Source organism: Hymenobacter coalescens (genome assembly GCF_054783195.1).
Genome location: NZ_BAAGRA010000026.1, coordinates 154,599 through 179,939 on the forward strand (window position 1 = coordinate 154,599; position 25,341 = coordinate 179,939).

A 25,341-nucleotide genomic window follows, 5' to 3' on the forward strand; every position below is an offset into this window, starting at 1 on the left:
GCTGTGAACATCGAGGAATACATCGAATCAGGACAACTCGAGCTGTACGCGCTGCAGCAGCTTACCCCGGCCGAAGCCGCCGAGGTGGAGCGACTCGCCGCGCAGTACCCCGAAATCCGGGCCGAGCTGGCCGGGGTTCAGCGCAGCCTGGGCGGCTACGCCGAAGCCCACGCCGTGACGCCGCCGGCCGGCATGCGCGAGCGGGTGCTGGGCGGCTGGCAGCAAGCCATCCGGCAGGCCCCGGCGGCTGAGCCAGTCACTGCCCCTGCCACCCCGATTGCCCCTTCTACGCCCGAGCCGGCGCGCTACGAGCAACCCGAGGCCGTGGTGCGGCCCATGCCAGCCGCTGAGGCCGGCACGGGCCGCGGCTACCGCTGGCTGGCCGTGGCCGCTTCCGTGCTGCTGCTGCTGAGCCTGGGCGCCAACTGGCTGTTCTATAGCCGCTGGCAGCGCTCCGAAAATCAGCTGGTCCTGGCCCAGTCGGAGCAGGCGCGCTACGCGGCCACTACGCAGGCGGTGCAGAAGCGCCTGGCTGCCCGCACCGCCGAAATCGGGGTGCTGCGCAGCGAGCAGTTCCGCATGGTGGTCATGACCGGCACGCCCCAGGCGCCGGGGGCCCGCGCCCGCGTCATGTACAACCCCGCTACCCGCGCCGTGTACGTCGACGTCAAGAACCTGCCCGCCCCGCCCGCCGGCAAGCAGTACCAGCTCTGGGCCCTCGACAACGGCAAGCCCCTCGACGCGGGCATGCTGGCCGAGCACACCGCTACCGGCGACAGCCTGCAGCGCATGAAGGACATTCCCAGCGCCCAGGCCTTTGCCGTGACGCTGGAGGATGCCGGCGGCCACCCCACCCCCACCTTGGCCGCTCTCACGGTGATGGGCCAGCTGGTAAACTAACCTAACCTTCCGCAACAACGCCCACAAAAAAGCCGGGCCGCTGCTGTCAGCGGCCCGGCTTTTTTGTGGGCTGCCGGGTCGTCACGTACCGGCAAAGGAGCTCACGCGGGCTGATTTGCCCGGCCGCCACCCCAAAACGGTTGCCTATCTTGCGCCCCAGCCCATCCTGCTTATGCACCTTACTTCTTCCCCCCTGCTTTCGGCCTTGCTGCTCAGCGGTATGCTGGCCGCCTGCTTTCAACGCACCGACGACGCAGCCACCACAGCAACGCCGCCCACCGCCGCTGCCGCCACAGTGCTGCAGACGAGCCGGCCACTCACCGAAGACTTCGAAACCGGCAGCAAGGGGGCGTATGGCGCCGCCGAAGAGCCCTTGGCTACGGGCAAGTGGCTGCTCGACGACGCGCTCATTGGCACCTCCGAGCAGGACCACAAGCACGGCCAGCGCGCCCTGCGCCTGCGCGGCAAGGGCCGCGCCCAGATGCGCTTTGATCTGCCAGGCGGCGCGGGCCGCGTGCGCGTGTTCCACGCCAGCTACGGCCAGGATGGCTCCGTGCGCTGGCAGCTGTGGTATTCCGCCGACCGCGGCCGCAGCTGGCAGCCCGCCGGCTCCGAGCTGAAGGTGGAAGGCCCCGGCCTGCCCGCTACCGTGGTGGTGAACCGCCCCGGCCCGCTGCGGCTGGAAATCCGGAAGGTGGACGGCGGCGACGACCGCCTCAACATCGACGATTTCGCGGTGGAGCCTTACAAGGCGGGCACCGCCCCGCCTGCTGTAGCCGGCAATGGCGCTGCCCAGCCGGCGCCGGGCGGTACCCGACCGGCAAATCCGCCCGCCGCACCTGCTGCAGCTGGCACCGCCCGCCGCGACGACCCGCTTGCGCTGGGCAACCCCAGCGGCGCGACATCCAACCCCGACGCGTCGCCCAACAACTACCTGATGGTGAAGCCGCAGTTCGCGCTGAGCTACTCCCGCGACCGGGGCATTCCGAACTGGGTGGTGTGGCACCTGAGCAAAGCCTGGCTGGGCTCGGCCCCGCGCCAGGACGACTTCCGGCCCGACCCGGCCCTGCCCCGCGGCTGGTACCCGGTCACGTCGCGCTCCTACGCCGGATCTGGTTTCGACAAGGGCCACAACTGCCCCTCCGCCGACCGCAACTACGACCTGGACGACAATTCGGCGACCTTTCTGATGACGAACATGATTCCCCAGGCGCCCATGAACAACCAGCGCACTTGGAACAACCTCGAGGAATACGGCCGCGACCTGGTGCAGGCCGGCCACGAGGTGTACGTGCTAATGGGCAGCTACGGCCGCGGCGGCACCGGCGCCAACGGCCTTGCTCAAACCCTCGACAACGGCCGCGTGACGGTGCCCAAACGCGTGTGGAAGGTGCTGGTGGTGCTGCCCGAGGGCGACAACGACCTCCAACGCCTCGCTACCAGCGCAGCCCGCGTTATTGCCATCGACACGCCCAACGATAACGCGGTAGCGCCCGACTGGAGCCGGTACCGCGTGAGCGTCGACGCTATCGAAAACGCTACCGGCCTGGACTTGCTCAGCAAGCTGCCCCTCGACGTGCAGGCCCGCCTCGAAGCCCGGGTCGACAACGGCCCCACGCGCTGAACTTGGCACTCAGCAGGAAAAAGCCCCGCCGGACGTGTGTCCGGCGGGGCTTTTTTACTTGGGCAGCAACTCACCTTACTCTTGGCTGCCGCTTTCGAAGCCGTTGGTCAGGGCCCGCTTTTCGGCCGGCGAGAGGGTGCGGTTGCTGGCCAGCGCGTACACGGCGCAGGCGCGCTCCGCCGAAGGTAGCCCGAGGGCTTTTACCCGCATGCCCCACAGCACCAGCGCGTATTCGCGCTTGCTGTACATGTTGCCGTCGTGCAGAAACACCGTCTGCTTTTTCGCGGCCAGTATCTTGTCGAAGTCCAGTTCGCCGCCCTTGGTTTCGTGGCGCACGAAGTCTTCCACATTGGCGGGTACGGGGCCGCCCACGGCCGTGGCGGGCGGGTCTGACGGGGGTGCCGGGGTGGCTTCCTGGGCCTGACTGGCGGTACTTATCCCAATCAGGAGCAGCGCCGCCAGGACGTAATGGTTGAGCATAACGGTGGAATGGAATACAGGAGAACGATTTACCTACGCAGCAACGCCGATACCCGGATCTTGCTTGTGCACGTCTCCCAATTATTGTACCACTCTCCGCCTACTCCACTGTCATCCAGTCGGATCAGGTTTCAGTCAAGGTCACTTTAAAGCCAGCCAGCTGACCGTCACGCGTCTTGCCCAGGGCATACGCTTCCAGTTGCGGGCCCTTGCCCACGCGGTACACCTGGGTATCTTCCAGCTCTTGCTTGAGAAACATCTGCAGCGCTTTGAAGCGGTTGGCCAGTTCCACGTCGCCGAGCACGCCGTCGTCGGCCGTGTGGTTGCGCAGAAACACCATCAGATCCTGGGTTTCCACGGCCGTGTCGGCGGGCAGTTGCAGCGCCTGCCGCAGGGCCTGCGGCGTCAGCTCGCCAGCCGGGGCGGGCAGGCTTACGGGCGTCAGCGGCGAGTCGGACTCACTCAGGTAGTAGAGCCCTTCGGTGAGCGGGCGCAGCTGCGGCAGGGTGTCATCGGCCGCGGCGGGGACGGCGGCGGCCGTTTCGCGCTCCGCTTTGCTTCCCAGCGGGGCTTTGCGGGCCTGGGCAGCGCCCGCGGCGGCCGGCACCTGGGCCGCAATGGCAGCCGCCAGCTCCTGCATGCGCGCTTCGGGCACTTTGATTTTCGGGTTGGCGAAGTTCATGTCCGACACCTGGTTCATCGGAATCAGGTGAATGTGGGCGTGCGGCACTTCCAGGCCGATGACGGCCACGCCGATACGCTTGCAGGGCACGGCCGCCCGTACGCCCTTGGCCACGCGCTGGGCAAACTGGTGCAGGGCCGCCAGCTCCTCGGCCGGCAAATCGAATATGTAGTCTACTTCGCGCTTCGGAATGACCAGGGTATGGCCTTCCACCAGCGGCGTAATGTCCAGAAAGGCCAGGTGGTGCTCGTCTTCGGCCACTTTATAGGCGGGCAGCTCGCCCGCGACGATGCGCGAAAAGATGGAAGGCATGAGGTGAATGGGTGAGGTAGTGAACGGGCAAGGGCGCTTTGCGCGGCCCTCCGAGGGCATGACCATGCCGGCCGTCAAAGTACGGGGCAAAACGCAAAAGGGCGAAGCCGTGGCTTCGCCCTTTTGTGCAGGTCGGGGGCTGGAGCGACGCTCCGGCGGCGCCTACCGGCTGATTTCCAGAATTTCGAACTGCAGCTTGCCGGCGGGCACGGTGATTTCGGCCACGTCGCCGGCCGACTTGCCCAGCAAGCCTTTGCCGATGGGCGACTTCACGGAGATTTTGCCGGCGGCCAGATTGGCTTCCTCCTCGGCCACCAGCGTGTAGTCGAGCACCATGTTGTTTTTCAGGTTCTTGAGCTTCACCTTGCTCATGATGAGCACCTTGCTCGTATCCAGGTTGGTGTCATCCAGGATGCGGGCGTTGCCGATGATTTCCTCCAGCTTGGAAATCTTCAGCTCCAGGTGCCCCTGCGACTCTTTGGCCGCGTCGTACTCCGCGTTTTCGCTCAGGTCGCCTTTGTCGCGGGCTTCGGCCAGCTGACGGGCTGCCTCGGCCCGGCCGCGGATCTTGAGGTCCTGCAGTTCATCCTTCAGCTTTTGCAAGCCTTCGGCGGTATAATAGTTGACAGCCATGACGATGAGAGTGGTGGGGCAAACAGGTAAAAAAACAAGGAGAACGGCCGGCGGTGCCGGCCGTTCTCCCGAACAGGCATCAGCAAATATACGCAATCAGGGCCACAGTGCGCAAGCCCGGCCGGGGCGGGCGGAGGGGCAGGCGCTACGGCCCGCTGCGTTTGCCTGCTGAACTCAGGGGCTTACGTGCTGGCGCAGCAGCGCAGCTATTTTGCCGGCCAGCACCTCGTTGATGCGCCGGTACGATTCGTGCGTCCAGCCGCCCACGTGCGGGGTGAGCACCACCTGCGGCGCCGTGCGCAGGTACTCGAAGCGGGCCTGCTGCTCGGGCTTGAGCGCGGCCAGCCGCTCGTTGTCGAGCACGTCCAGGGCCGCGCCGCGCAACTGGCCTTCCTGCAGCAGCCGGACGAGAGCGGCGTGGTCGAGTACCTCGCCGCGGGCGGTATTGAGCAGCCAGAGCTTGTGGTGGAAGCCGCGCAGCAGCGCCTCGTTCACGAAAGCATGGTTTTCGGCGGAATACGGGATGTGGACGCTGAGCACGTCGCAGCGCTGCTGCAGCTCTGCCAGCGGCACCAGCGGCAGGTAGTCGGTGGCTTGCACGGCCGGATCGTGGTCGTAGCCGAGCACCGTGCAGCCGAAGCCGCGCAGGCAGCGGGCGAAGGAGCGCCCCATGTGCCCGCAGCCGATGATGCCCACGGTGCGGGCCTGCAGCTCGTAGCCGCGGTTGGCCTCGCGCTGCCATTTGCCCTGGCGCACCTCCGCGTCGGCGGCAGCCACTTTGCGCAGCAGGGCCAGCAGGGTGCCCACCGCAAACTCGCCCACGGCCTGCTCGTTGCCCTCGGGCGCGTTGACGAGCGTCACGCCGGCTGCCTGCAGCGCCGCCACATCGATGTTGTCGACGCCAGCGCCGGCCCGCGCCACGTAGCGCAGCTGCGGGCCGTGGCGCAGCAGGTCGGCCGTCACGCGCACCTTGGAGCGCACGATCAGGCCCTCGTAGGGCTTTTCGGCCAGCGCGGCCGGCACTTCCGCCGGCAGCAGGTCGGGTTCGTAATCAATCTGCACGCCTGCTTCGCGCATCAGGGACTTCAGCGAAGGGTGCATTTCGTCGATGCAAAGGAACAGGGGCATGCGGTTACTTCTGAGCGGCGGTCGGCAGGGCAAAATCCTCGGCCTTGAGTTGCAGCGGCGTTACCTCAATGGCCACGGCCGTCATCACGAAGCCGGCCTTGGGGTTTACGCTAACGAATTTGAGCGGCAGCCCCCCGTTGGTGCCCTGCAGCATGGTGTTCCAGTGCCCGAAATTGTGCTGGGCGTATGGGGCCGGGTCGACGCGCACCTCCGGGGAGTAGAAGTAGATGGTGCTGGCGCCGTCGGCGTCGATCTGCAGGGCTTGGCAGCGCCGGCCAAGAATGGTTTCGCTGGTTTTCAGCGCGGTGGTTTTGGCCTGACTGGCCGCGTCGCCGGCCGCGAAGCTTTGGGCCAGCTTGCCGCCCGTGAAGTAGTGGTAGCGGTTGGGACCGGGCTCGTAAAGCTGCACCCACTCGTTTTGCTCGTTGTAGGCTTTGTAGGCGGCGCCCTTCACGTAGTAGTGCTGCTGCGCCCCGAAGAAGGGGGTCATCTTGGCCGTGATGTCCTGGCCCTGCAGGTCGGCAAACGAGTACTGGTATACGATGCGGCCCTCAAACGTGGGCGCGGCGGCGCGGAAGGCAGCCAGCGCGACGAACAGCAGGCCTAGGATAAACGTCTTTTTCATGGGATGGGGAAAAGAAAGGCTAGTCCTGCATGGCCTGCTGGCGCTGCGCAGCCACCTGCTGCGTGAGGCCGATAAAGTCCTGCACGCTGAGTTGCTCGGCGCGCTTATCGAACAGTGGATCGGTCATGGCTTCGGCGGGCATGCCCAGCGGCTTGAGGCAGTTGCGCAGCGTCTTGCGGCGGGTGCTGAAGGCCTGTTTCACCACTTGGAAAAACAGCTTCTCGTCGCAGTCGAGCCGCTCCACCTGATTGCGGGTCAGACGTAGCACGGCGCTTTGCACCTTGGGCGGCGGCACAAACACGTGCGGCGGCACCGTGAAGAGGTATTCGGTGTCGTAGAAAGCCTGCACCAGCACGCTCAGGATGCCGTACACCTTGGAGCCCGGGCCCGCCGCAATGCGCTCGGCCACTTCCTTCTGAATCATGCCCACGCACTCGCGCACCTGCTGCCGGTGCTCCAGCACCTTGAAGTAGATCTGGGTGCTGATGTTGTAGGGAAAGTTGCCGATGACGGCCAGCGGCGCGTTATCGAACAGCTTGCCCAAATCCTGCTTCAGAAAGTCGGCCGAGAGGATGCGGTCCTGCAGGGCAGGAAAGTGCACTTTTAGGTAGGCCACCGAGTCCCGGTCGATTTCGATAACGGTGGTTTCGTAGTCGGCCGGGCGCTCCAGCAAAAACTGCGTGAGCACGCCCATGCCGGGCCCCACTTCCAGCACGTGCCGCACGCCGTCGGGCAGGCGCAAGGACTCGGCAATGTCGCGGGAGATGTTCAGATCGGCCAGAAAGTGCTGGCCCAGGTGTTTTTTGGGGGTGACGCGTTCCACGGGCAGGTGCACGGAGGGAGGCTCCGCGTGTCGGGTTTGGGCGGCAAAAGTACGAAAGCCCCACCGGGGCCACTCGCGAAAGGTTACGCGGCGGTTACGCATAACCCGATAACTTGCGCCCTTCAAGCTATTCCTTCCCGATGCCCTTACTCCTCTCCTCTGCCGCCGCGCTGCCCCAGGGCCCTGCCGATACCGTTGTGATTCTGCCCGTCGGCAGCCAAGAACTGCCCGCCGGCGTGCCGCAGCTGCCCGACGCGGCGCGCGACTACGCCCAGGCCCAGCTCGCGGCCGACCAGAAGCTGTTCGCGGTCAACCTGTACACGCACCGGCTGTACGTGGTGGTGCAGGACGAGAAGAAAACCGCCGACCTCACGGCCGAGCAACTCCGCAAAAGCGGCCATCAGCTGCATGCCAAGCTGAAAGCCGCGAAGGTGCAGGAACTTTACATCGTCGACCTGACGACTGCGGGCGACGCCGCCCTGCCGCTGGCCGAGGGCCTGTACCTGTCGGCCTACCAGTTTGAGGGGTATAAGACGGACGAAAAATCCCGCAAGCCGGCCGACCTAACGCGCGTGGTGCTGGTGGGCGCGGCCGAAGCCGAGGTGACGGCGCTGGGCCACCTGCTGGCCGGCGTGGAGCTGGCCCGTGACCTGGTCAATATGCCCCAGAACAAGCTCACGGCTACCAATTTCGCCGAGCAGATGGCCGCCGCGGGCGAAGTCGCCGGCTACCACACCGAAATCCTCGACCAGGCCCGCATCGAGGCGCTGCGCATGGGCGGGCTGCTGGCCGTCAACCAGGGCAGCCCCGAGCCGCCCACGTTCACCATCATGGAGTACAAGCCCGAAGGCGCCCGCAACGAGAAGCCCTACGTGCTCGTGGGCAAGGGTGTGGTGTTCGACACCGGCGGCCTGAGCCTGAAGCCCACGCCGGGCTCCATGGACATCATGAAGTGCGACATGGCCGGCGCCGCCGCCATGACCGGCGTGCTGTACGCACTGGCCAAAAACCAGGTCCCGCTGCATGTCATTGCCCTGGTACCGGCCACCGACAACCGCCCCGGCGGCCCCGCCTTTGCCCCCGGCGACGTGCTGACCATGCACTCGGGCCTGACGGTGGAAGTGCTCAACACCGACGCCGAAGGCCGCCTGATCCTGGCCGACGCGCTCAGCTTTGCCCGCAAGTACCACCCCGAGTTGGTCATCGACGCGGCCACGCTCACCGGCTCGGCCGCCCGGGCCGTGGGCAAGGAAGGCATCGTGGCCATGGGCACCTGCGGCGACGAGACGATGGCCGAGCTGGCCGCCGCCGGCCGGCGCGTGCACGAGCGCATCGTGGAGTTGCCGCTGTGGGAGGAGTACGCCGAGCACATCAAGAGCGACATTGCCGACATCAACAACCTGGGCAAGGCCGAAGCCGGCGCCATTTCGGCCGGTAAGTTCCTGGAGCGCTTCGCCGTGGGCTACCCCTGGATTCACCTCGACATTGCCGGCCCGGCCTACCTCACGGCCCCCGACTCGTACCGCGGCAAGCACGGCACAGGTACGGCCGTGCGGCTGTTATACAACTTCTTGACCAGCCGTGCTTAAACCGGAACTTTAAGTACCTTCCGCCGGCCCGCAGCCGAGACACCTCGCGTGCTGCGGCCCCTGGTCTTCTGTCAAACGGACGGATTCCTTTTGCGCGGCCCCTCCGGCGTTCAGCAGGACGTTTCAGTAGTATGCCAGCAGCACTTTTCTGCCGCTGCGCTTCCCCTTAGCACTAAATTCCCAGAATGCTTCCCCGCATAGGCATCAGCACCGGCGATTTGGCCGGCATTGGCCCCGAAATCATTTACCGCACCCTGCAGGACGCGCGCATCCTGCGCTTTTGCACCCCGGTGGTGTACGGCACGGCCGCCACGCTTTTCGACGACTTTCCGCAGGATAAGCACCACCCGCCGCTCAGCTTCCGCCAGGTGCGCGAGGCCACAGACATCACCGCCGGCAAGATCAACGCCGTTACCTGCTGGGACGAGGAAGACTTTGTGCTGACTCCCGGGCAGCCCAGTGAAGCCTCGGGCCGGGCGGCCCGCCTCTCGCTGATTGCTGCCGCCCGCGACCTGAAAGCCGGCCTGATCGACGCGCTGGTGACGGCGCCCATCAGTAAGGAAAACACGCAGGGCGAAGGCTTCAACTTCCCCGGCCACACCGAATTCCTGGCCCACCACTTCAGCGCCAACAACGACAGCCTAATGTTCTTGGTAGCCGACAACCTGCGCGTGGCCACCGCCACCGGGCACATTCCGCTGAAGGACGTGCCCGCCCGCCTGACATCTGAAGTGCTCAGCGGCAAGCTGCGCATGCTGCTGCACTCGCTGCGGCAGGATTTCGGCATTCAGAAGCCGCGCGTGGCCGTGCTGGGCCTGAACCCGCACGCCGGCGAAAACGGCCTGATCGGCCGTGAGGAGCAGGATCTGGTGCAGCCCGTCATCCAGCAGTTCCTGCAAGATGGACACTTGGTGTACGGCCCCTACCCTGCCGACGGCTTCTTCGGCACGCGCCAGTACGGGCAGTTCGATGCGACGCTGGCGCTGTACCACGACCAAGGCCTGATTCCGTTTAAAACCATTGCCTTCGAGCGGGGCGTGAACTTCACGGCCGGCCTGCCGGTGGTCCGTACTTCCCCCGACCACGGCACGGCCTACGGCTTGGCCGGCAAATTCAGCGCCGACCCGACTTCCTTCCGCGAAGCCCTGTACCTGGCCTGCGACTTGGTGCGCAACCGCCGCGCCGATCAGGTAGCCCAGAGTTAACGGCTGGGGCCTACCTGCCCTTCTTGATAGTACTGCAGGCAAGAAATCACCCTGCCTGTACAAGATGGCCAAGCAGTGGCGTAGCACTCCAAGGGGAATGCTACGCCACTTTACATAAGGGGCTTACAGTCTACTTTTCGCCTGGCCACCCTCTACTACCTATTGTCCATACAGAAACAATCTTTCCAAAAACGAAACTTAATTTTTGATTTAGCAATTTTCGCTGCACCTTTGCACCCGGAAAGGCTGATGGGCTTTGCCCGCGTTTAGCTTCTCCACCTTTGCTTCTTCCCTTTTATGACGCTTAGCAACCCTTCGGAATACAAAACCGCCTTGCGCCGCCTCGACGCGTTGGTGGCCGCCGGTTTCGAGGGCAACGCGGCGCTGGAAGCCGAGTTCCGGGAACTCATCGTGGCCATCGACGCCTACGAGGACCAACTCGGGCTGCTGCCGATACCCACGCTGCCGGCTACTTTGGCCGACATGATCGAGCTGAAGCGGCAGCAGATGCGCCTCAAGCAGAAAGAGCTGGCGCAGCTGTTGGAAGTGCCGGCCGGGGCTCTGTCCCAGATCTTGAGCGGCAAGCGCCGCGTGACGCTGGACCTGGCCAAAAAGCTCTACGAGCGGCTGGGTATCAGCCCGGAATTTATCCTCAAAAAGGCCTGATTCCGCGCCCAATCTTCCTTCATCCCCCATTCATGCGGCGAAATATTGCTATTTTTGCCGCCCGACTCGACTCCGTGAAAAAGGACCTGCGATACGATTTGCCCATTGCCGCGCTGAGCGAGAAAAAACACGAGTTCGTGTTTGACCTCGATCAGGCCTTCTTTGAGCAGTTCGACCAAACCTTGATTCCCAGCGGCCAGCTGCGCGCCGACGTGCTGGTGGACAAAACCGCTCAGCGCATCGTCATCAACACGCACATCGTGGGCACGGTGCAGCTGATCTGCGACCGGAGCCTCGACGAGTTCGACCAGCCCATCGACGTCACCAACCAGCTGCTCGTGCGCTTCGGCGACGAGGTACTGGAGCTCGACGACGATGTGCTGCAGGTAACGCCCGATACGCAGAGCCTGCCGCTGGCCCAGCACCTGTTCGATTACATCGGCCTGGCCCTGCCGATGAAGAAGCTGCACCCGCGCTTCCAGAACGAAGAGGACGACAACCCCGACGCCGAAGCCAAGCTCATCTACTCCACCGGCCCGGCCGCCGACGACGAGGACGATGACGAGGACACCACCGACCCGCGGTGGAATGCCCTGCGCAACCTCAACTAAGGCGTCGCTGCTTTCACCCGACTTTTTTTCCTTCGCTTTACCTTTTCATTTTCACTCATGGCACACCCGAAACGACGCATTTCCGCCGTCCGCCGCGACAAGCGTCGCACTCACTACAAGCTCGACCCGAAGCCGGTCTCCGTTTGCCAGACCACTGGCGAACTGCACCTGCGTCACCGCGCCTACGTAGTGGACGGTGACCTGTACCTCAACGGCAAAGTGGCTATTGCCGGCTACGCTCCGGTAGCTTCGGCCGCGGCTTCCACCGACGAGGAATAGCCCGACCCCGCTCCTAGCCCAGCCGGCGGCCCTCACCCGGCCGCCGGTTTTACATTACCGCCGACTGTTCTTCATCCCGCTTTCATGAAAATAGCCCTCGACGCCATGGGTGGCGACTTCGCCCCCCAAGCTGCCGTGGACGGAGCCGTACTGGCCGCCGAACAACTTGCCGGCCAGGCCACCATCGTGGTGATCGGCCAGGAAGAAGCCGTGCGCCCGCTGCTGGCCGCGCACGGCGAGCGTGCCGCCAATATTGAGTTCGTGCCCGCTACGCAGGTCATTGCCATGGGGGAACACCCCACCAAAGCCTTGCAGCAAAAGCCCGATTCCAGCATTGCGGTGGGTTACAAACTCCTGCACGGGAGCGACGTGGAAGCCTTCTGCTCGGCTGGCAGCACCGGGGCCATGCTCGTAGGCGCCATTTTCAGCGTAAAGCCCGTGCCGGGCGTAATGCGCCCGGCCATTGCCAACCTCGTACCCAAGCTGAAAGGCGAATACGGCGTGATGGTGGATGCCGGCGCTAACGCCGAGTGCAAACCCGAAATGCTGGAGCAGTTTGCCGAGCTGGGTTCCTTGTACGCCCAGTACGTGCTGGGCATTGAGCAGCCCAAGGTGGGCCTGATGAACCTCGGCGAGGAAGAAGGCAAAGGCACGGCCCTGCTGCAGGCCGCCTACAACTTGCTGAAAGTGAACCCGCATATTCACTTCATCGGCAACATCGAGGGGCGCGACATGTTCAACGAAAAGGCCGACGTGATTGTGTGCGACGGATTTACGGGGAACGTGATTCTGAAGCTTTCGGAGTCGTTCTACGACATCATGCAGGAGAAGGGCATGAACATGGACCCGTTCTTCCACAAATTCGACTACGAGGGCGTAGGCGGCTCGCCCATCCTGGGCATCAACGACAACGTCATCATCGGCCACGGCGTGAGCGGGCCGAAGGCTATCTGCAGCATGCTGCTGCAGGGCTTCCAAATGGCCAAATCGGGCATTGCCGACCAAATCAAGGCAACCTTCAAATCTTAATGCGAGTGTAAGTCGCAGCTTGGTCCGGCCCTTTTCGGCCGGACTTTTTGCTACCTTGGCGGCCGTTTTACGCGGCTCCCACTCTTCTTTGCCGCTTTTTCTCTTTGCCCATGAAGCTGACCGCTGCCATTACCGGCATAGGCGCCTACGTACCCGAGTACGTGTTGACGAACCAGGAACTTGAACGCCTGGTCGACACGAACGATGAATGGATCCAGACCCGGACGGGCATCAAGGAACGCCGCATCCTGAAAGGCGACAACCAGGGCACCTCGGTAATGGCCATCAAGGCCGTGGAGCAGCTGCTGGCCAAAACCGGCACCCGCCCCGAGGAAGTGGAACTGCTGATCTGCGCCACCACCACGCCCGACCTGGTGTTTCCGGCTACGGCCAACATCATTTCGGCCAAGACCGGCATCAACAACGCCTTCAGCTTCGACGTACAGGCCGCCTGTTCGGGCTTCCTGTTTGCGCTGGCGACCGGCGCCTCGTACATCAAGGCCGGGCTGTACAAGAAAGTTATCGTGGTGGGCGCCGACAAGATGTCGAGCATCGTGGACTACACCGACCGCTCCACCTGCATCCTGTTCGGCGACGGCGCCGGCGCGGTGCTGCTGGAGCCGAGCACCGACGGGTACGGCATTCTCGACCAGGAGCTGCGGTCGGATGGCATCGGCGAGCAGTTCCTGTACCAGAAAGCCGGCGGTTCGCGGCGCCCGGCTTCGGCCGAAACCGTGGCCAACCGCGAGCATTTTGCTTATCAGGAAGGCGCTACGGTGTACAAGTTCGCTGTGAAAGGCATGGCCGACGTGGCCGGCACGGTGGCCGAGCGTAACCAACTGACTGCCGAAACCATTGACTGGCTTGTCCCGCACCAGGCCAACAAGCGCATCATCGACGCCACGGCCAGCCGGGTGGGCATCGGAGCCGATAAGGTGATGATGAACATCCACCGGTACGGCAACACTACTAACGCCACCATTCCGCTGTGCCTTTGGGATTATGAGAGCCAGCTGCGGAAGGGCAACAACCTGATTTTCGCGGCCTTTGGCGGCGGCTTTACCTGGGGCGCGCTCTACGTGAAGTGGGCTTACGACCCGAAGCCTGGCCCGCAGAACGCCTAACCCAAGGCGGCCGGCGCGGAAATCTCATATACTTGCACCCCCGACGTGCCGCCCCGCTCCCGAGTCGGGTCGGCACGTTGTTGTTTTCTCCCAATCGTTTTCCCACTCCCCGACGACTAACAAGCAGGCGCTTTCCCAGACCGGGCCCGGCTTTCGTCACTTCTAATTCTTCTTTCACTCATGGCAACCACCGCGGATTTTCGCAACGGACTCGTTCTGAACTACAACGGCGAGCTGCACGTCATCACGGAATTTCAGCACGTAAAGCCGGGCAAAGGCCCCGCCTTCGTCCGCACCAAGATGCGCAACATCAAGACGGGCAAGGTGATTGACAACACCTTCAACGCCGGCGTCAAGGTAGAAACGGCCCGCGTCGAGCAGCGCCCGCACCAGTACCTCTTCAAGGACGACTACGGCTACACGTTCATGGACACGGATACCTTCGAGCAGGTAGTGCTGCCCGAAGCCATGGTGCCCTTCGCCGATCTGATGAAGGAAGGCCAGACGGCCACCATCCTGTTCCACGCCGAAACCGAGCAGCCGCTGACGGCCGAACTGCCCTCCTTCGTGGAGCTGGTGGTGACGTACACCGAGCCTGGCCTGCGCGGCGACACGGCGACCAACACCCTGAAGCCGGCCATCGTGGAAACCGGAGCCCGCATCCAAGTGCCGTTGTTCATTGATCAAGACCAGAAAATCCGCGTGGATACCCGCGACTACTCCTATGTCGAAAGAGTCAAATAAGGACCACGCGTCGCCTAAGCCCTCCCCCGCTGCCATGAAAGCCAAAGAACTGCAAGACCTGATCGACTTCATCGCGAAGTCGGGCCTGAACAAGGTGAACATTGAAACCGAAGAATTCAAAATCTCGGTTCAGCGCGAGCCCAACACCAAGCACGTGGTGAGCCAGGTGGCCGCCGCGCCGCAGCCGCACGCCGCGGCCCCGGTAGCCGCGCCGGCTCCGCAAGCCGCCCCCGCCGCTGCTCCGGCGGCCGCGGCCGCTCCGGCCGCCGAAGCAGCCCCTAGCAACACCAGCGCGCTGAAGGCGCCGATGATCGGTACTTTCTACCGCTCCAGCAGCCCGGATACGCCTCCCTTCGTGGGCGTAGGCGACGTGGTGGAGCAGGGCCAGGTGATTTGCATCATCGAGGCCATGAAGCTCTTCAATGAAATCGAAGCCGAGCAGCGCGGCCGCATCGTGAAGGTGATGGTAGATAACGCCTCCCCTGTGGAATACGACCAGCCGCTGTTCCTCATCGAGCCGATGTAATTTCAGAGCTTAGCGCGGAGAGCTTAGAACTTAGCAAGCTGACTTGGCTACCTGCCGTCCGCTTCTAAGTTCTAAGCTCTCTGTTCTCACATCTAAACTCATGTTCAAGAAAATACTCATTGCCAACCGCGGCGAAATTGCGCTTCGCGTGATTCGCACCTGCCGCGAAATGGGCATCAAAACGGTGGCCGTGTACTCCACCGCGGATAAGGAAAGTCTGCACGTACGCTTCGCCGACGAGGCTGTGTGCATCGGGCCGCCCGCCTCGCGCGACTCGTACCTGAACATTCCGAACCTGATTGCCGCCGCCGAAATCACCAACGCGGACGCCATTCACCCCGGTTACGGCTTCCTGTCGGAAAACGCGGAATTTTCGCGCATTTGTCGCGAAAACGGCATCAAGTTCATCGGTGCTTCGCCCGAAATGATCAACGCCATGGGCGACAAAGCGTCGGCCAAGGACACGATGAAGAAGGCCGGCGTGCCCACCATCCCCGGCTCCGACGGCCTGCTGGACTCGGTGGAGCAGGGCAAGAAGGTGGCTGCCAAGATCAAGTACCCCGTCATCCTGAAGGCCACAGCGGGCGGCGGCGGGCGCGGCATGCGCATCATCAAAAGCGAGGACGAGTTCGAAAAAGCCTGGAACGACGCTCGCAACGAAGCCAAAGCCGCTTTCGGCAACGATGGCGTGTACCTGGAGAAATTTGTGGAGGAACCCCGCCACATCGAAATCCAGATTGCCGGCGACCAGTTTGGCACCGTGTGCCACCTCTCCGAGCGCGACTGCTCCATTCAGCGCCGCCACCAGAAGCTGGTGGAAGAGGCCCCGTCGCCGTTCATGACCGACGAGCTGCGCGAGAAGATGGGCAAAGCCGCCGTGGCCGGCGCCGCCAGCATCGGCTACGAGGGCGTGGGCACCATCGAATTCCTGGTCGACAAGAACCGCGACTTCTACTTCATGGAGATGAACACCCGCATTCAGGTGGAGCACCCCGTGACGGAGGAAGTCATCAACTTTGACCTGATCAAGGAGCAGATCAAAGTAGCGGCGGGCATTCCGATTTCGGGCAAAAACTACCTGCCCAAGATGCACGCCATGGAATGCCGCATCAACGCGGAAGACCCGACGAAAGACTTCCGCCCCTCGCCCGGCAAAATCACCGTGCTGCACATCCCCGGCGGCCACGGGGTGCGCGTGGACACGCACGTGTACGCCGGCTACCAGATTCCGCCCAACTACGACTCGATGATTGCCAAGCTCATCACCGTGGCGCAAACCCGTGAGGAGTGCGTGGTGAAAATGAAGCGCGCCTTGTCGGAATTCGTAGTGGAAGGTGTCAAAACGACCATCCCGTTCCACCTCAAGCTGATGGACGACGAGGAGTTCAAAGCCGGCAACTTCACTACTAAGTTCCTGGAGTCGTTTGATTTCTCGACGCTGTAGACTGGCTTCCAACCTACAAGAAAAACGCCCGGCTGAGCTTCAGTCGGGCGTTTTTTCTTGCCTTAAATTGCCCTTTCCGGGCCTATTTATGGCTTTGCTGGCTTTGATAGCCATTTAACACTATTTCAATGTTGCGTAATTTTTTTATGATTCTTCGCCTGAATTCTGCTATTTAGCCGCCACTCCACAACCAAACCATTCCCACCGTATGAAAAAGTACAATGCGGCAGCCGCTTGGCTGCTCGCAGCAGGAGCCTTGTTGGCATCCTGCAGCAAAGAAGCCGTTGTTGCACCGGTTCCCGGCCCGGCACCCGTCGCGGCCACCAATGCCGCTGTGGCCGTCAACGGCGTGATGATGCAGGCCTTTTACTGGGACGTGCCGCAGAGCACCACCGCCGGTACCTGGTGGCAAAACCTAGGCAGCAAGGCGGCCGAACTCAAAGCCGCCGGCATCACGGCCCTCTGGTTGCCGCCGGCTTACAAGGGCGGCAGCGCTACCGACGTGGGCTACGGCGTATACGACCGCTACGACCTAGGCGAGTTCAACCAGAAAGGCACCGTGCGCACGCGCTATGGCACACTCAGCCAGCTGCAGGCCGCCGTCACGGCCTTGCACGGCCAAGGCATTCAGGTGTACGAGGACATGGTGATGAACCACCTGACCTGGGCCGACGCGCAGGAAACCGTCAACGGCAACGCGGTGTACACCCGCTTCAACTACCCCGGCCGCGGTACGACCCACAGCGCCTACCGCTGGGGCTACAACAACTTTACCGGCACGCAGCAGGCGCCCAACAACGGGTGGTACCAGTGGAAAAGCTGGGACTTCCAGCCCTACGCCAACAACGATGCCTACGATAACCTGCTGGGCTCGGAAATCCAGTACAACGGCAACCCGGCCAACCAAACCGAAACCATCAACTGGGGCAACTGGATTACCAGCAAGCTGCAGCTCGATGGCTACCGCCTCGACGCGACCAAGCACATTTACACGCCCTACGTCAACCAGTGGCTCGACGCGGTGAAAGGCTCCCGTTTCGCCGTCTCGGAGGCGTGGTTTCGTAACCTGCAGGACCTGAACAACTACGCCGCGGCCACCGGCGGGCGCACCAGCCTGTTTGATGTACCGCTGCACTACACCTTTCAGGACATGAGCAACGGCAACGGGTCCTGGGATATGCGCGGCCTGCAGTTTGCCGGCTTCACGGAAGCCAACGGGGCGCTGTCGGTTTCCTTCGTCGACAACCACGATACCGACCACCCCGGGGCGCTGTACTCGCCGGTGACCAACCTGAAGATGCTGGCCTACGCCTACATTCTGACCCGCGAAAAGGGCTACCCCTGCGTGTTTTACAAGGATTACTACGAGTACGGCCTGGGGGCGCAAATCAAAAAGCTCATCGGCATCCGTCAAGCCCACGCTTTCGGGGTGGCCAATGAATACACCGGCGTCAACGACGCGGACGTGTACGCTTACTCGCGCGCCGGCGACGCTACCCACCCTGGCTTGCTGGTCATGCTCAACGACGGCGGCTCGGCCCGCTCCAAAACGATTACCACGCCCTTCAAGAGCGTGACGCTAACCGACAAAACCGGCAACAGCACCGCGACCGTCACCACCAACAGCACCGGCACGGGCACCTTCCCGGTGAATGCACGCAGCTACTCGGTGTGGGTACCCACCACCGGCGGCACCACCACGCCCCCGCCCACCGGCACCACCGCCGTGACCTTTAGCGTAACGTACAGCAACACCGTCAGCGGCCAGGATGTGTACGTGGTCGGTAGCACGGCTCAGCTCGGCAGCTGGAACACGGGCAGCGCCATCAAGCTCAGCGGCGCAGCTTATCCGCAGTGGCGCGGCACCATCAACCTGACTTCGGGCACGACGGTGCAGTACAAGTACATCCGCAAAGACGCGGCGGGCAACGTGCTCTGGGAGGGCGGTGCCAACCGCAGCTTCACCCCCACCGGCACCGCCACCACGCGCACCGATACGTGGCAGTAAGCCCCTCCGATCCTTTGTGAGTGAATGGGAAAAAGCCAGCTGCTTCAGCTGGCTTTTTTTGTGCTGCATGCCCGGCGTTGGTTACTACCCCCGAGCGGCGTTGGGTAGAGACCTTGTGGCTCGGTTGCCCAGGCTGGACGCGTGCCCGGATATCACGCGGGCCGCGCAGCTCTGCCGAGCGCATCCGCGCTACGAGGTAGTGGTCGGTTTGGGCTGTTCAATCTCCTGCACCAGCTCGCCGTACCATTGCTCTCCGTACTTGCGAATCAGCGGCTCGCGCAGAAACTTGTACACCGGCACGCCCAGCTGGGCCCCGAAGGCGCAGGCCGGGTTGCAGATTTCCCACCGGTCGTAGTTCAGCGCCTCGAACTCGTCGTACTTGCTGATGCGGATGGGGTACAGGTGGCAGCTGATGGGCTTTTTGAACGTGGTGGCCCCGGCCAGGTAGGCCTGCTCGATGCCGCACTTCAGAATGCCCCGCTCGTCGTAGAGCGCGTAGGCGCACTCCCGGTTGTCGATGGTGGTGGTCGAGTAGTCGCCTTCCCAGTCCTTGATGTAGAGTCCCTGCTCTTCGATGGCGTGGCGGCCGGCGTGTGTCAGAAAGGGCTTGATCTTGTCGTACTCCTGCTCCAGAATGCGCAGTTCAGCTTCTTCGAGCGGGGCGCCCAGGTCGCCCTCCACGCAGCAGGCGCCCTTGCAGCGCTCCAGGTTGCAGACGAAAAACTGGTCGCGGACGTCGTCGGAGACGATGGTGTTCTGGATGACAATCATTGAGGGTACCGGAAAGCGGACCGCAAAGATACGGCTCCGACTCCGGTGTGAAACAGAACCCGGATAAGCGAAGTTCGTTGCCGGGGATGGCGACGCCTGAACTGCTTTCATTATTACATAGACAATTACTTATATATTGTTCAGCTTGACCCGATACGCCATGAATTCCCCTGTTCCTCCTTCTTCTACCTCCTCTTTAGGGTGGCACCTGCTTAACACCATCAGTACCAGCGTGGCCCTAGGCCTGATGCTGAGCCCTTTGCTGTACGAGTTAGCAGCGGCTACCGGCGTGGTGACTCCGGCGGAAGCTGTCCGGTCTAGTTGCGGCGATACCCCGGCCGAATGGGCAGCGGTGCAAGTAGGGGTCGTTTGGGGTTTCGTGGTGGGCCTTGCGCTGGCAGCAGGGCAGGTCTGGCGCAGGCAGCGGTGGGTGGTTCCGGAGGTGGTACTCGATGTGGTGGCACTCTTTCTCAGCCTTATTTTGCTGAAATACGGCTTTGTAAAAGTGCTGGGCACTCAGTTTCCGCGCCTGTGGGCAAACCTGGACACGCCGCCGGCCGAACTCACGTCCATGCGCGTAGCCTGGCAGTTTTTCGGGTATTCGCCGGCTTACCAACAATTCTTGGGTTGGGGCGAAGTAGTGCCGGGCGTGCTGCTGCTGGTTAAGCGCACCCGCACCTTGGGCGCGTTCGTTGCGGCCGTGGTCATGCTGAATGTGTTCTTGGTCAACATCTTCTTCGACGTGTGCGTCAAAATTGGTTCCGGCAGCTACCTGTTCTTCGCGTTGCTGTTGCTCAGCCAAGACGTAGACCGGATGTGGCAGTTCTTCGTGGCCCACCGTCCGGCTACGCTGCGCACCTTGCCATCTACGGCCGCCCGTTTTGGTAAGCGTGGCCGCGTGGTGTACCGCAGTTTGGGGGTGCTGCTCACGCTGACGGTGATTGGTTCGACTGCCCTGGACCTGCAAGACACCCGCAAGTACGCCGCCTCCCAAGCGGCCGTCTTGCCCTATACCGGCGTGTGGGAAACCACGCAAGCCGCCCGTTGGGCCGCCGGCCGCTGGCACCCCCTTGCGCCCGCCGACTCGGCGTATCCGACCCGGGCGTATTTTCAGGCCGCTCAAGCCGTGCTGCGCAATACCACGCGCCGCGACCGGTTTGTGACCGAGCCGGATTCGGCCCGGCCTGACGAAGCCCTCCTGATGGTAGCACGCAACGAAGCCAACGATTTTGCGGAACCGCGCCGCTGGGTCTACCAGGCTATCAAGCCTGACTCCTTGCGCCTGCAGGGGCGTTGGCGTCAGGATTCCCTGAGGCTAACCTTGCGCCTAAACAGAAATCTGATGAAATAGGCGCAGGGTAGCGCACGCGGCAATGCCTTCCGCCGGCTAACCACATTAGCCGCTGCGCTACTTCCCCCACCGCACCTTTCGCCTTACCTTTGTTGTTTAGCTACGCAGCTGGCTTCAAGAAGACGAATGGCACTGGATTATATCAACCTACTGAACGAGTCGCAGCGCGGCGCGGTGTTGCACACCGAAGGCCCGGCGATGATTATTGCGGGCGCGGGCTCGGGCAAAACGCGGGTGCTGACCTACCGCATTGCTCACCTGCTGGAAAAGGGCGTGGACCCGTTCAACATCCTGGCCCTGACCTTTACCAACAAGGCCGCGCGGGAAATGCGCGCGCGTATCGAGAAGGTGGTGGGCCCCGAGGCCAAAAACCTGTGGATGGGCACCTTCCACAGCATCTTCGCCCGCATTCTGCGCTCGGAGGCCGACAAGCTCGGCTACCCGCGCCACTTCACCATCTACGACACCCAGGACACCAAGACGCTCATCACCCAGATCGTGAAGGAGCTGGACCTGGACGACAAGCTCTACAAGCCGAGCACGGTGCTGGGCCGGATTTCGGCGGCCAAAAACAAGCTGATTTCGGTGCAGCAGTACCTGCAAGACCCCGTTATCAAGCAGGACGACGAGGCGGCCATGCGCCCCAAAATCGGGGTGATTTACCAGCAGTACCAGCAGCGCTGCTTCAAGGCCGGCGCCATGGACTTTGACGACCTGCTGTACCAGACCAACGTCTTGTTCAAGGACCACCCCGATGCCCTGAACAAGTACCAGAACATCTTCCACTACGTGATGGTGGACGAGTACCAGGACACGAACTACTCGCAGTACCTGATTTCGCGCAAGCTGGCGGCCCGCAACCGCAACATCTGCGTGGTGGGCGACGACGCGCAGAGCATCTACGCCTTCCGCGGCGCCGACATCCAGAACATTCTCAACTTCGAGAAGGACTACCCGGAGCTGGCCATCTTCAAGCTGGAGCAGAACTACCGCAGCACCAAGAACATCGTGAAGGCGGCCAATTCCGTCATCAAGAACAACCAGGCCCAGCTGCGCAAGAGCGTTTTCTCGGACAACGAGGAAGGCCCGCGCATCGAGGTGATTCGGGCGGCCTCGGACAACGAGGAGGGCAAGCTGGTGGCCAACAGCATCTACGAGGACAAGATGAACCTGCACTTGTCCTACGACCACTTCGCCATCCTGTACCGCACCAACGCGCAAAGCCGCGCGATGGAAGAAGCCCTGCGTAAGCTCAACATCAAGTACAAAATCGTCGGCGGCCTCTCCTTCTACCAGCGCAAGGAAATTAAGGACCTGGTGGCCTACCTGCGCCTGACGGTCAACCCCAACGACGAGCAGGCCCTGCGCCGCATCATCAACTACCCCAAGCGCGGCATCGGCGACACGACCATCAGCAAGCTCATCAACGCGGCCGAGGAGTCGAACCACACGCTGTGGGAAGTGGTGACCAACGCCGACCAGTTCCTGCCCGCCCGCGTGTCGAACCCGGTGGTGGACTTCGGCGAGAAAATCAAGAGCTACGCGGTGGTGGCCGGCAAGGACGACGCCTTCGAGGCGGCGAAGTTCATTGCCAAGAACTCGGGCATGATCGAGGACCTCTACGCCGACAAGAGCATCGAGGGCCTCTCGCGCTACGAGAACATCCAGGAGCTGCTGAACGGCATCAAGGAGTACGTGGACGACCCGGAGCGCGAGGACAAGTCCTTGGCCTCGTTCCTGCAGGACATTGCCTTGGTCACCGACACCGACCTCAAGGACGCCAAGGACGACGGCGAATCGGTGACTTTGATGACCATTCACTCGGCCAAGGGCCTGGAGTTCCGCAACGTGTACATCGTGGGCATGGAGGAAAACCTCTTCCCCTCCCAGATGATGATTACCTCGCGGGCCGACCTGGAAGAAGAGCGGCGCCTGTTCTACGTGGCCATTACCCGGGCCGAAAAGAAGCTCACGCTCAGCTACGCCACCTCCCGCTACCAGTGGGGCAACCTGCGCAGCTGCGAGAAAAGCCGCTTCATCGACGAAATCGACCCGACCTACGTCGAGTTCAAGTACGGGCAGGAGGAAAGCCCCTTCGCGCCGGTGCTGGAGCGCCGCTCCAACCTGGTGGGCGCCCAGAAAATCAAGCCCGCCGCGGCGCCGGTGAAGCCCTACGTGCCCTCCCCCGACTTCAAGCCCTCCGACACCAGCAACCTGGCTGCCGGCAACAAGGTGGAGCACCCCAAATTCGGCTTCGGCACGGTGACCAAGATGGAAAACCAGGCCGGGCAGGTAAAAGCCACCATCCAGTTTGAGGGCGGCGTGGGCGAGAAAACCCTGCTGCTGAGCTTCGCCAAGCTGCGGATTCTGTAAGCCGCTTATGTAGTAGCGCGGACTTGTGGTTCGCGTATGGTTGCAGACGTGGCTACGTCCATTGTCCAACGATACGCCAACTACTTGTTCGCGCTATTTCTTTCGTTACCGAACTGCGCCAACTGCCGTATATTTAGCCCATCAATTAGCCGAGCCATCCGCTGCTCGGTTTTCGGCTGGCCTTCCCTCCTATTGGGGTAGCAGAATCCGCGCCGCCGAACCCTTTCCTGACTATCCATGATTGACACCCTTCCCCCGCAGCTCCAGCTGTTGGTGCGCGAATACGGCCAGAATACCTACTCCCTGGCCCAGACGCTGCTCACGCTGGAAGACCGCGCCGAGCGCACCAAACGCGCCCAGCAGATTGTGCAGCTGATGTTCCGCCTGAATCCCGGCGTACGGGAGCAGCAGGACTACCAGCACAAGCTCTGGAATCACCTCTACGCCATGACCGGCAATCAGCTGGACGTGGACGCGCCGTTTGCGCTGACTGGCCTTGACCAGTTCACGCGCCGGCCCGAACGCCTCTCGTATCCCACTAAAGCTCCCAAGCTGCGCCCCTACGGCAAGAACGTGGAGGAACTGGTGGCCAAAGCCGTGGCCATGGAAGACGCCACGGCCCGGGAGCAGGCCGCCATCAGCATTGGCCGGGTAATGAAGTTCCTGCACCGCATGCACAGCAAGGACATTCCCAAGGACGTGACCATCATCCGTCACTTGAAGGACCTCTCGGCCGGCAAGCTGGTGCTCGATCAGGCCCAGGTGGATGCCGCCGGCGGCTTTGATACGATGACGGGCTCCGCCAGCCAGGGCCAGGGCCAAGGGGGCGGCGGTGGCCGCGCCAGCGGGGCCTTCGTGGTGCCGCAGCCGCGCCCGGAGCGGGAGCAGCGCCGCGGTGGCGGCGGTGGCGGCAAGAACGAGCGCCGCGACAAGCGCCGGGGCAAAAAAGGAGGACGCGAACAGCAACAGCCGCCGCAGTAACCGGCGCGTAGTATAGAATGGCAGCAGCTTTTGAAGTAATCGGCGGGAAACCGCTGCGCGGCGACATCGTGCCGCAGGGGGCCAAAAACGAGGCCCTGCAAATCCTTTGTGCCGTGCTCCTGACCGCGGAGCCCGTCACCATTTCCAACATTCCGGACATCCGCGACGTCAACAAGCTCATCGAACTGCTCGGCAGCATGGGCGTGAAGGTGGAGCGCCTGAGCCAGGACACCTACCGCTTCCAGGCCGACGCCGTCGACCTGGACTACCTCGACACACCGGACTTCGTGAAGCAGGCGCGCGAGCTGCGCGGCTCGGTAATGATTCTGGGCCCGATGCTGGCCCGCTACGGCAAGTGCCAGCTGCCTAAGCCGGGCGGCGACAAAATCGGCCGCCGGCCGCTGGACACGCACTTCTGGGGCCTGCAGAAGCTGGGCGGCGACCTGAAAGTGGAAGGTCCGGACTTCTATCGTATGTCGGCCCCCAACGGGCTGCGCGGCGCGTACATGCTGCTGGACGAAGCCTCGGTCACGGGCACGGCCAACATCGTGATGGGCGCGGTGCTGGCCGAAGGCACCACCACCATCTACAACGCGGCCTGCGAGCCGTACCTGCAGCAGCTCTGCAAGATGCTAGTGCGCATGGGCGCCCATATCCAAGGCATCGGGTCCAACCTGCTCGTCATCGAAGGCGTGAAAACCCTCGGCGGCACCGAGCACCGCATGCTGCCCGACATGATCGAAATCGGCTCGTTCATCGGCCTGGCGGCCATGACGGGCTCGGAAATCACCATCAAGGACTGCGCGATTCCCGAGCTGGGGTTGATTCCGGACACCTTCCGCAAGCTGGGCATTCAGCTGGAGTTCCGCGGCGACGACATCTTCGTGCCGGCCCAGGAACGCTACGAAATTGCCACCTACCTCGACGGCTCCATTCTGACGGTATCGGACCACACCTGGCCCGGCTTCACGCCCGACCTGCTGAGCATCATGCTGGTGGTGGCCACCCAGGCCAAGGGCACCGTGCTCATTCACCAGAAGATGTTTGAGTCGCGCTTGTTCTTCGTCGACAAGCTTATCGACATGGGCGCGCAGATTACCCTCTGCGACCCGCACCGTGCCATCGTCATCGGGCTCGACCATCAGCACGCGCTGCGCGGCATCACCATGACTTCGCCCGACATCCGCGCCGGCGTGGCCCTGCTCATCGCCGCCCTCTCGGCCGATGGCAAGAGCACGATTCTAAACATCGAGCAGATCGACCGCGGCTACCAGAACATCGAAGGCCGCCTACAGGCCCTTGGCGCCCAGATCAAGCGTGTCGGCTAAGGCTGCTTGTCGCCTGAACTGGAAAAAGCCCCGCCCCTACCGGCTTGTCCTTACCCAAAACTTGAGAAGCGCCGGCCGGTAGGTCGGCGCTTCTGCTTTACCGAT

General features: G+C 62.9%; 24 protein-coding genes. 17 read left to right on the forward strand and 7 right to left on the reverse strand.

Features of this window, described 5'->3' with window-relative positions; all coding sequences use genetic code 11:
- Nucleotides 1-3 precede the first annotated feature (3 nt).
- Nucleotides 4-900 carry an anti-sigma factor gene (locus ACYVKQ_RS22340; RefSeq protein ID WP_460677590.1) on the forward strand — a complete coding sequence of 299 codons (897 nt, stop codon included), beginning with the start codon at nucleotides 4-6 and terminating at the stop codon, nucleotides 898-900.
- Between the two features lie 172 nt (nucleotides 901-1,072).
- Nucleotides 1,073-2,524, forward strand: coding sequence for a DNA/RNA non-specific endonuclease (locus ACYVKQ_RS22345; protein ID WP_460677591.1), 1,452 nt, complete (start codon nucleotides 1,073-1,075; stop codon nucleotides 2,522-2,524).
- Between the two features lie 75 nt (nucleotides 2,525-2,599).
- Here ACYVKQ_RS22345 and ACYVKQ_RS22350 read toward each other — a convergent pair whose 3' ends face one another.
- From ACYVKQ_RS22350 to rsmA, 6 genes are all read right to left on the reverse strand, one after another.
- Entirely contained in the window at nucleotides 2,600-3,004 is a 405-nt protein-coding gene (locus ACYVKQ_RS22350) for a hypothetical protein (protein ID WP_460677592.1), read from the reverse strand.
- 124 nt (nucleotides 3,005-3,128) lie between these two features.
- Nucleotides 3,129-3,998: a nuclease A inhibitor family protein gene (locus tag ACYVKQ_RS22355; protein ID WP_460677593.1), complete on the reverse strand. Its 870-nt coding sequence runs from the start codon at nucleotides 3,996-3,998 to the stop codon at nucleotides 3,129-3,131.
- Nucleotides 3,999-4,160: 162 nt separating this feature from the next.
- Nucleotides 4,161-4,631 carry a transcription elongation factor GreA gene (greA, locus tag ACYVKQ_RS22360; RefSeq protein WP_460677594.1) on the reverse strand — a complete coding sequence of 157 codons (471 nt, stop codon included), beginning with the start codon at nucleotides 4,629-4,631 and terminating at the stop codon, nucleotides 4,161-4,163.
- Nucleotides 4,632-4,805: 174 nt separating this feature from the next.
- The gene (locus tag ACYVKQ_RS22365; RefSeq protein WP_460677595.1) at nucleotides 4,806-5,759 is read right to left on the reverse strand and encodes an NAD(P)-dependent oxidoreductase; all 954 of its coding nucleotides are present in this window, start codon (nucleotides 5,757-5,759) and stop codon (nucleotides 4,806-4,808) included.
- A gap of 4 nt (nucleotides 5,760-5,763) precedes the next feature.
- Nucleotides 5,764-6,384 (reverse strand): hypothetical protein, encoded by a 621-nt coding sequence (locus ACYVKQ_RS22370; RefSeq protein WP_460677596.1) that lies wholly within the window; start codon nucleotides 6,382-6,384, stop codon nucleotides 5,764-5,766.
- Nucleotides 6,385-6,403: 19 nt separating this feature from the next.
- Entirely contained in the window at nucleotides 6,404-7,207 is an 804-nt protein-coding gene (rsmA, locus tag ACYVKQ_RS22375) for a 16S rRNA (adenine(1518)-N(6)/adenine(1519)-N(6))-dimethyltransferase RsmA (protein WP_460677597.1), read from the reverse strand.
- Between the two features lie 140 nt (nucleotides 7,208-7,347).
- On the opposite strand from rsmA, the gene ACYVKQ_RS22380 reads away from it, so the two are divergent.
- The 11 genes from ACYVKQ_RS22380 to ACYVKQ_RS22430 all read left to right on the forward strand — a co-directional run bounded on the left by ACYVKQ_RS22380 (nucleotide 7,348) and on the right by ACYVKQ_RS22430 (nucleotide 18,432).
- A complete protein-coding gene (locus tag ACYVKQ_RS22380) occupies nucleotides 7,348-8,796 on the forward strand; it encodes a leucyl aminopeptidase family protein (RefSeq protein ID WP_460677598.1) in 1,449 nt (482 codons plus the stop codon).
- A 185-nt stretch (nucleotides 8,797-8,981) separates the two neighbouring features.
- The gene (gene pdxA / locus ACYVKQ_RS22385) at nucleotides 8,982-10,001 is read left to right on the forward strand and encodes a 4-hydroxythreonine-4-phosphate dehydrogenase PdxA (protein WP_460677599.1); all 1,020 of its coding nucleotides are present in this window, start codon (nucleotides 8,982-8,984) and stop codon (nucleotides 9,999-10,001) included.
- A 297-nt stretch (nucleotides 10,002-10,298) separates the two neighbouring features.
- Entirely contained in the window at nucleotides 10,299-10,667 is a 369-nt protein-coding gene (locus tag ACYVKQ_RS22390; RefSeq protein ID WP_460677600.1) for a helix-turn-helix domain-containing protein, read from the forward strand.
- Nucleotides 10,668-10,699: 32 nt separating this feature from the next.
- Entirely contained in the window at nucleotides 10,700-11,278 is a 579-nt protein-coding gene (locus ACYVKQ_RS22395; RefSeq protein WP_460677601.1) for a YceD family protein, read from the forward strand.
- Nucleotides 11,279-11,335: 57 nt separating this feature from the next.
- Nucleotides 11,336-11,557 (forward strand): 50S ribosomal protein L32, encoded by a 222-nt coding sequence (rpmF, locus tag ACYVKQ_RS22400; RefSeq protein WP_460677602.1) that lies wholly within the window; start codon nucleotides 11,336-11,338, stop codon nucleotides 11,555-11,557.
- Nucleotides 11,558-11,641: 84 nt separating this feature from the next.
- Nucleotides 11,642-12,586, forward strand: a complete 945-nt coding sequence (plsX, locus tag ACYVKQ_RS22405; protein WP_460677603.1) for a phosphate acyltransferase PlsX — start codon at nucleotides 11,642-11,644, stop codon at nucleotides 12,584-12,586.
- 110 nt (nucleotides 12,587-12,696) lie between these two features.
- Complete coding sequence (locus tag ACYVKQ_RS22410; RefSeq protein WP_460677604.1) at nucleotides 12,697-13,710, forward strand: beta-ketoacyl-ACP synthase III; 1,014 nt, start codon at nucleotides 12,697-12,699, stop codon at nucleotides 13,708-13,710.
- A 180-nt stretch (nucleotides 13,711-13,890) separates the two neighbouring features.
- Nucleotides 13,891-14,454, forward strand: a complete 564-nt coding sequence (efp, locus tag ACYVKQ_RS22415; protein WP_460677605.1) for an elongation factor P — start codon at nucleotides 13,891-13,893, stop codon at nucleotides 14,452-14,454.
- 34 nt (nucleotides 14,455-14,488) lie between these two features.
- Nucleotides 14,489-14,980 (forward strand): acetyl-CoA carboxylase biotin carboxyl carrier protein, encoded by a 492-nt coding sequence (gene accB, locus ACYVKQ_RS22420; protein ID WP_460677606.1) that lies wholly within the window; start codon nucleotides 14,489-14,491, stop codon nucleotides 14,978-14,980.
- Nucleotides 14,981-15,080: 100 nt separating this feature from the next.
- Complete coding sequence (gene accC / locus ACYVKQ_RS22425; RefSeq protein WP_460677607.1) at nucleotides 15,081-16,424, forward strand: acetyl-CoA carboxylase biotin carboxylase subunit; 1,344 nt, start codon at nucleotides 15,081-15,083, stop codon at nucleotides 16,422-16,424.
- A gap of 208 nt (nucleotides 16,425-16,632) precedes the next feature.
- Nucleotides 16,633-18,432, forward strand: a complete 1,800-nt coding sequence (locus ACYVKQ_RS22430; RefSeq protein ID WP_460677608.1) for an alpha-amylase — start codon at nucleotides 16,633-16,635, stop codon at nucleotides 18,430-18,432.
- Nucleotides 18,433-18,621: 189 nt separating this feature from the next.
- Here the strand turns inward: ACYVKQ_RS22430 and ACYVKQ_RS22435 are convergent, their stop codons facing one another.
- Nucleotides 18,622-19,203 carry a DUF3109 family protein gene (locus tag ACYVKQ_RS22435; RefSeq protein ID WP_460677609.1) on the reverse strand — a complete coding sequence of 194 codons (582 nt, stop codon included), beginning with the start codon at nucleotides 19,201-19,203 and terminating at the stop codon, nucleotides 18,622-18,624.
- Nucleotides 19,204-19,363: 160 nt separating this feature from the next.
- On the opposite strand from ACYVKQ_RS22435, the gene ACYVKQ_RS22440 reads away from it, so the two are divergent.
- From ACYVKQ_RS22440 to murA, 4 genes are all read left to right on the forward strand, one after another.
- The gene (locus ACYVKQ_RS22440) at nucleotides 19,364-20,554 is read left to right on the forward strand and encodes a hypothetical protein (RefSeq protein WP_460677610.1); all 1,191 of its coding nucleotides are present in this window, start codon (nucleotides 19,364-19,366) and stop codon (nucleotides 20,552-20,554) included.
- A gap of 132 nt (nucleotides 20,555-20,686) precedes the next feature.
- Complete coding sequence (locus tag ACYVKQ_RS22445; protein ID WP_460677616.1) at nucleotides 20,687-22,927, forward strand: ATP-dependent helicase; 2,241 nt, start codon at nucleotides 20,687-20,689, stop codon at nucleotides 22,925-22,927.
- Nucleotides 22,928-23,164: 237 nt separating this feature from the next.
- Nucleotides 23,165-23,908, forward strand: coding sequence for a DUF4290 domain-containing protein (locus tag ACYVKQ_RS22450; RefSeq protein WP_460677611.1), 744 nt, complete (start codon nucleotides 23,165-23,167; stop codon nucleotides 23,906-23,908).
- A 17-nt stretch (nucleotides 23,909-23,925) separates the two neighbouring features.
- The gene (murA, locus tag ACYVKQ_RS22455) at nucleotides 23,926-25,236 is read left to right on the forward strand and encodes a UDP-N-acetylglucosamine 1-carboxyvinyltransferase (protein ID WP_460677612.1); all 1,311 of its coding nucleotides are present in this window, start codon (nucleotides 23,926-23,928) and stop codon (nucleotides 25,234-25,236) included.
- The last annotated feature ends 105 nt before the right edge of the window (nucleotides 25,237-25,341 follow it).

What these genes read in the sequence shown, in the direction of transcription:
- efp (WP_460677605.1), top strand. Translation starts at nt 13,891, where the DNA reads ATGGCAACCACCGCGGATTTTCGCAACGGACTCGTTCTGAACTACAAC.
- pdxA (WP_460677599.1), top strand. Translation starts at nt 8,982, where the DNA reads ATGCTTCCCCGCATAGGCATCAGCACCGGCGATTTGGCCGGCATTGGC.
- ACYVKQ_RS22355 (WP_460677593.1), bottom strand. Translation starts at nt 3,998, where the DNA reads ATGCCTTCCATCTTTTCGCGCATCGTCGCGGGCGAGCTGCCCGCCTAT.
- accC (WP_460677607.1), top strand. Translation starts at nt 15,081, where the DNA reads ATGTTCAAGAAAATACTCATTGCCAACCGCGGCGAAATTGCGCTTCGC.
- greA (WP_460677594.1), bottom strand. Translation starts at nt 4,631, where the DNA reads ATGGCTGTCAACTATTATACCGCCGAAGGCTTGCAAAAGCTGAAGGAT.
- ACYVKQ_RS22395 (WP_460677601.1), top strand. Translation starts at nt 10,700, where the DNA reads ATGCGGCGAAATATTGCTATTTTTGCCGCCCGACTCGACTCCGTGAAA.
- ACYVKQ_RS22450 (WP_460677611.1), top strand. Translation starts at nt 23,165, where the DNA reads ATGATTGACACCCTTCCCCCGCAGCTCCAGCTGTTGGTGCGCGAATAC.
- ACYVKQ_RS22370 (WP_460677596.1), bottom strand. Translation starts at nt 6,384, where the DNA reads ATGAAAAAGACGTTTATCCTAGGCCTGCTGTTCGTCGCGCTGGCTGCC.
- ACYVKQ_RS22350 (WP_460677592.1), bottom strand. Translation starts at nt 3,004, where the DNA reads ATGCTCAACCATTACGTCCTGGCGGCGCTGCTCCTGATTGGGATAAGT.
- ACYVKQ_RS22380 (WP_460677598.1), top strand. Translation starts at nt 7,348, where the DNA reads ATGCCCTTACTCCTCTCCTCTGCCGCCGCGCTGCCCCAGGGCCCTGCC.
- ACYVKQ_RS22410 (WP_460677604.1), top strand. Translation starts at nt 12,697, where the DNA reads ATGAAGCTGACCGCTGCCATTACCGGCATAGGCGCCTACGTACCCGAG.
- rpmF (WP_460677602.1), top strand. Translation starts at nt 11,336, where the DNA reads ATGGCACACCCGAAACGACGCATTTCCGCCGTCCGCCGCGACAAGCGT.
- ACYVKQ_RS22440 (WP_460677610.1), top strand. Translation starts at nt 19,364, where the DNA reads ATGAATTCCCCTGTTCCTCCTTCTTCTACCTCCTCTTTAGGGTGGCAC.
- ACYVKQ_RS22430 (WP_460677608.1), top strand. Translation starts at nt 16,633, where the DNA reads ATGAAAAAGTACAATGCGGCAGCCGCTTGGCTGCTCGCAGCAGGAGCC.
- ACYVKQ_RS22345 (WP_460677591.1), top strand. Translation starts at nt 1,073, where the DNA reads ATGCACCTTACTTCTTCCCCCCTGCTTTCGGCCTTGCTGCTCAGCGGT.
- ACYVKQ_RS22365 (WP_460677595.1), bottom strand. Translation starts at nt 5,759, where the DNA reads ATGCCCCTGTTCCTTTGCATCGACGAAATGCACCCTTCGCTGAAGTCC.
- plsX (WP_460677603.1), top strand. Translation starts at nt 11,642, where the DNA reads ATGAAAATAGCCCTCGACGCCATGGGTGGCGACTTCGCCCCCCAAGCT.
- ACYVKQ_RS22390 (WP_460677600.1), top strand. Translation starts at nt 10,299, where the DNA reads ATGACGCTTAGCAACCCTTCGGAATACAAAACCGCCTTGCGCCGCCTC.
- murA (WP_460677612.1), top strand. Translation starts at nt 23,926, where the DNA reads ATGGCAGCAGCTTTTGAAGTAATCGGCGGGAAACCGCTGCGCGGCGAC.
- ACYVKQ_RS22435 (WP_460677609.1), bottom strand. Translation starts at nt 19,203, where the DNA reads ATGATTGTCATCCAGAACACCATCGTCTCCGACGACGTCCGCGACCAG.
- accB (WP_460677606.1), top strand. Translation starts at nt 14,489, where the DNA reads ATGAAAGCCAAAGAACTGCAAGACCTGATCGACTTCATCGCGAAGTCG.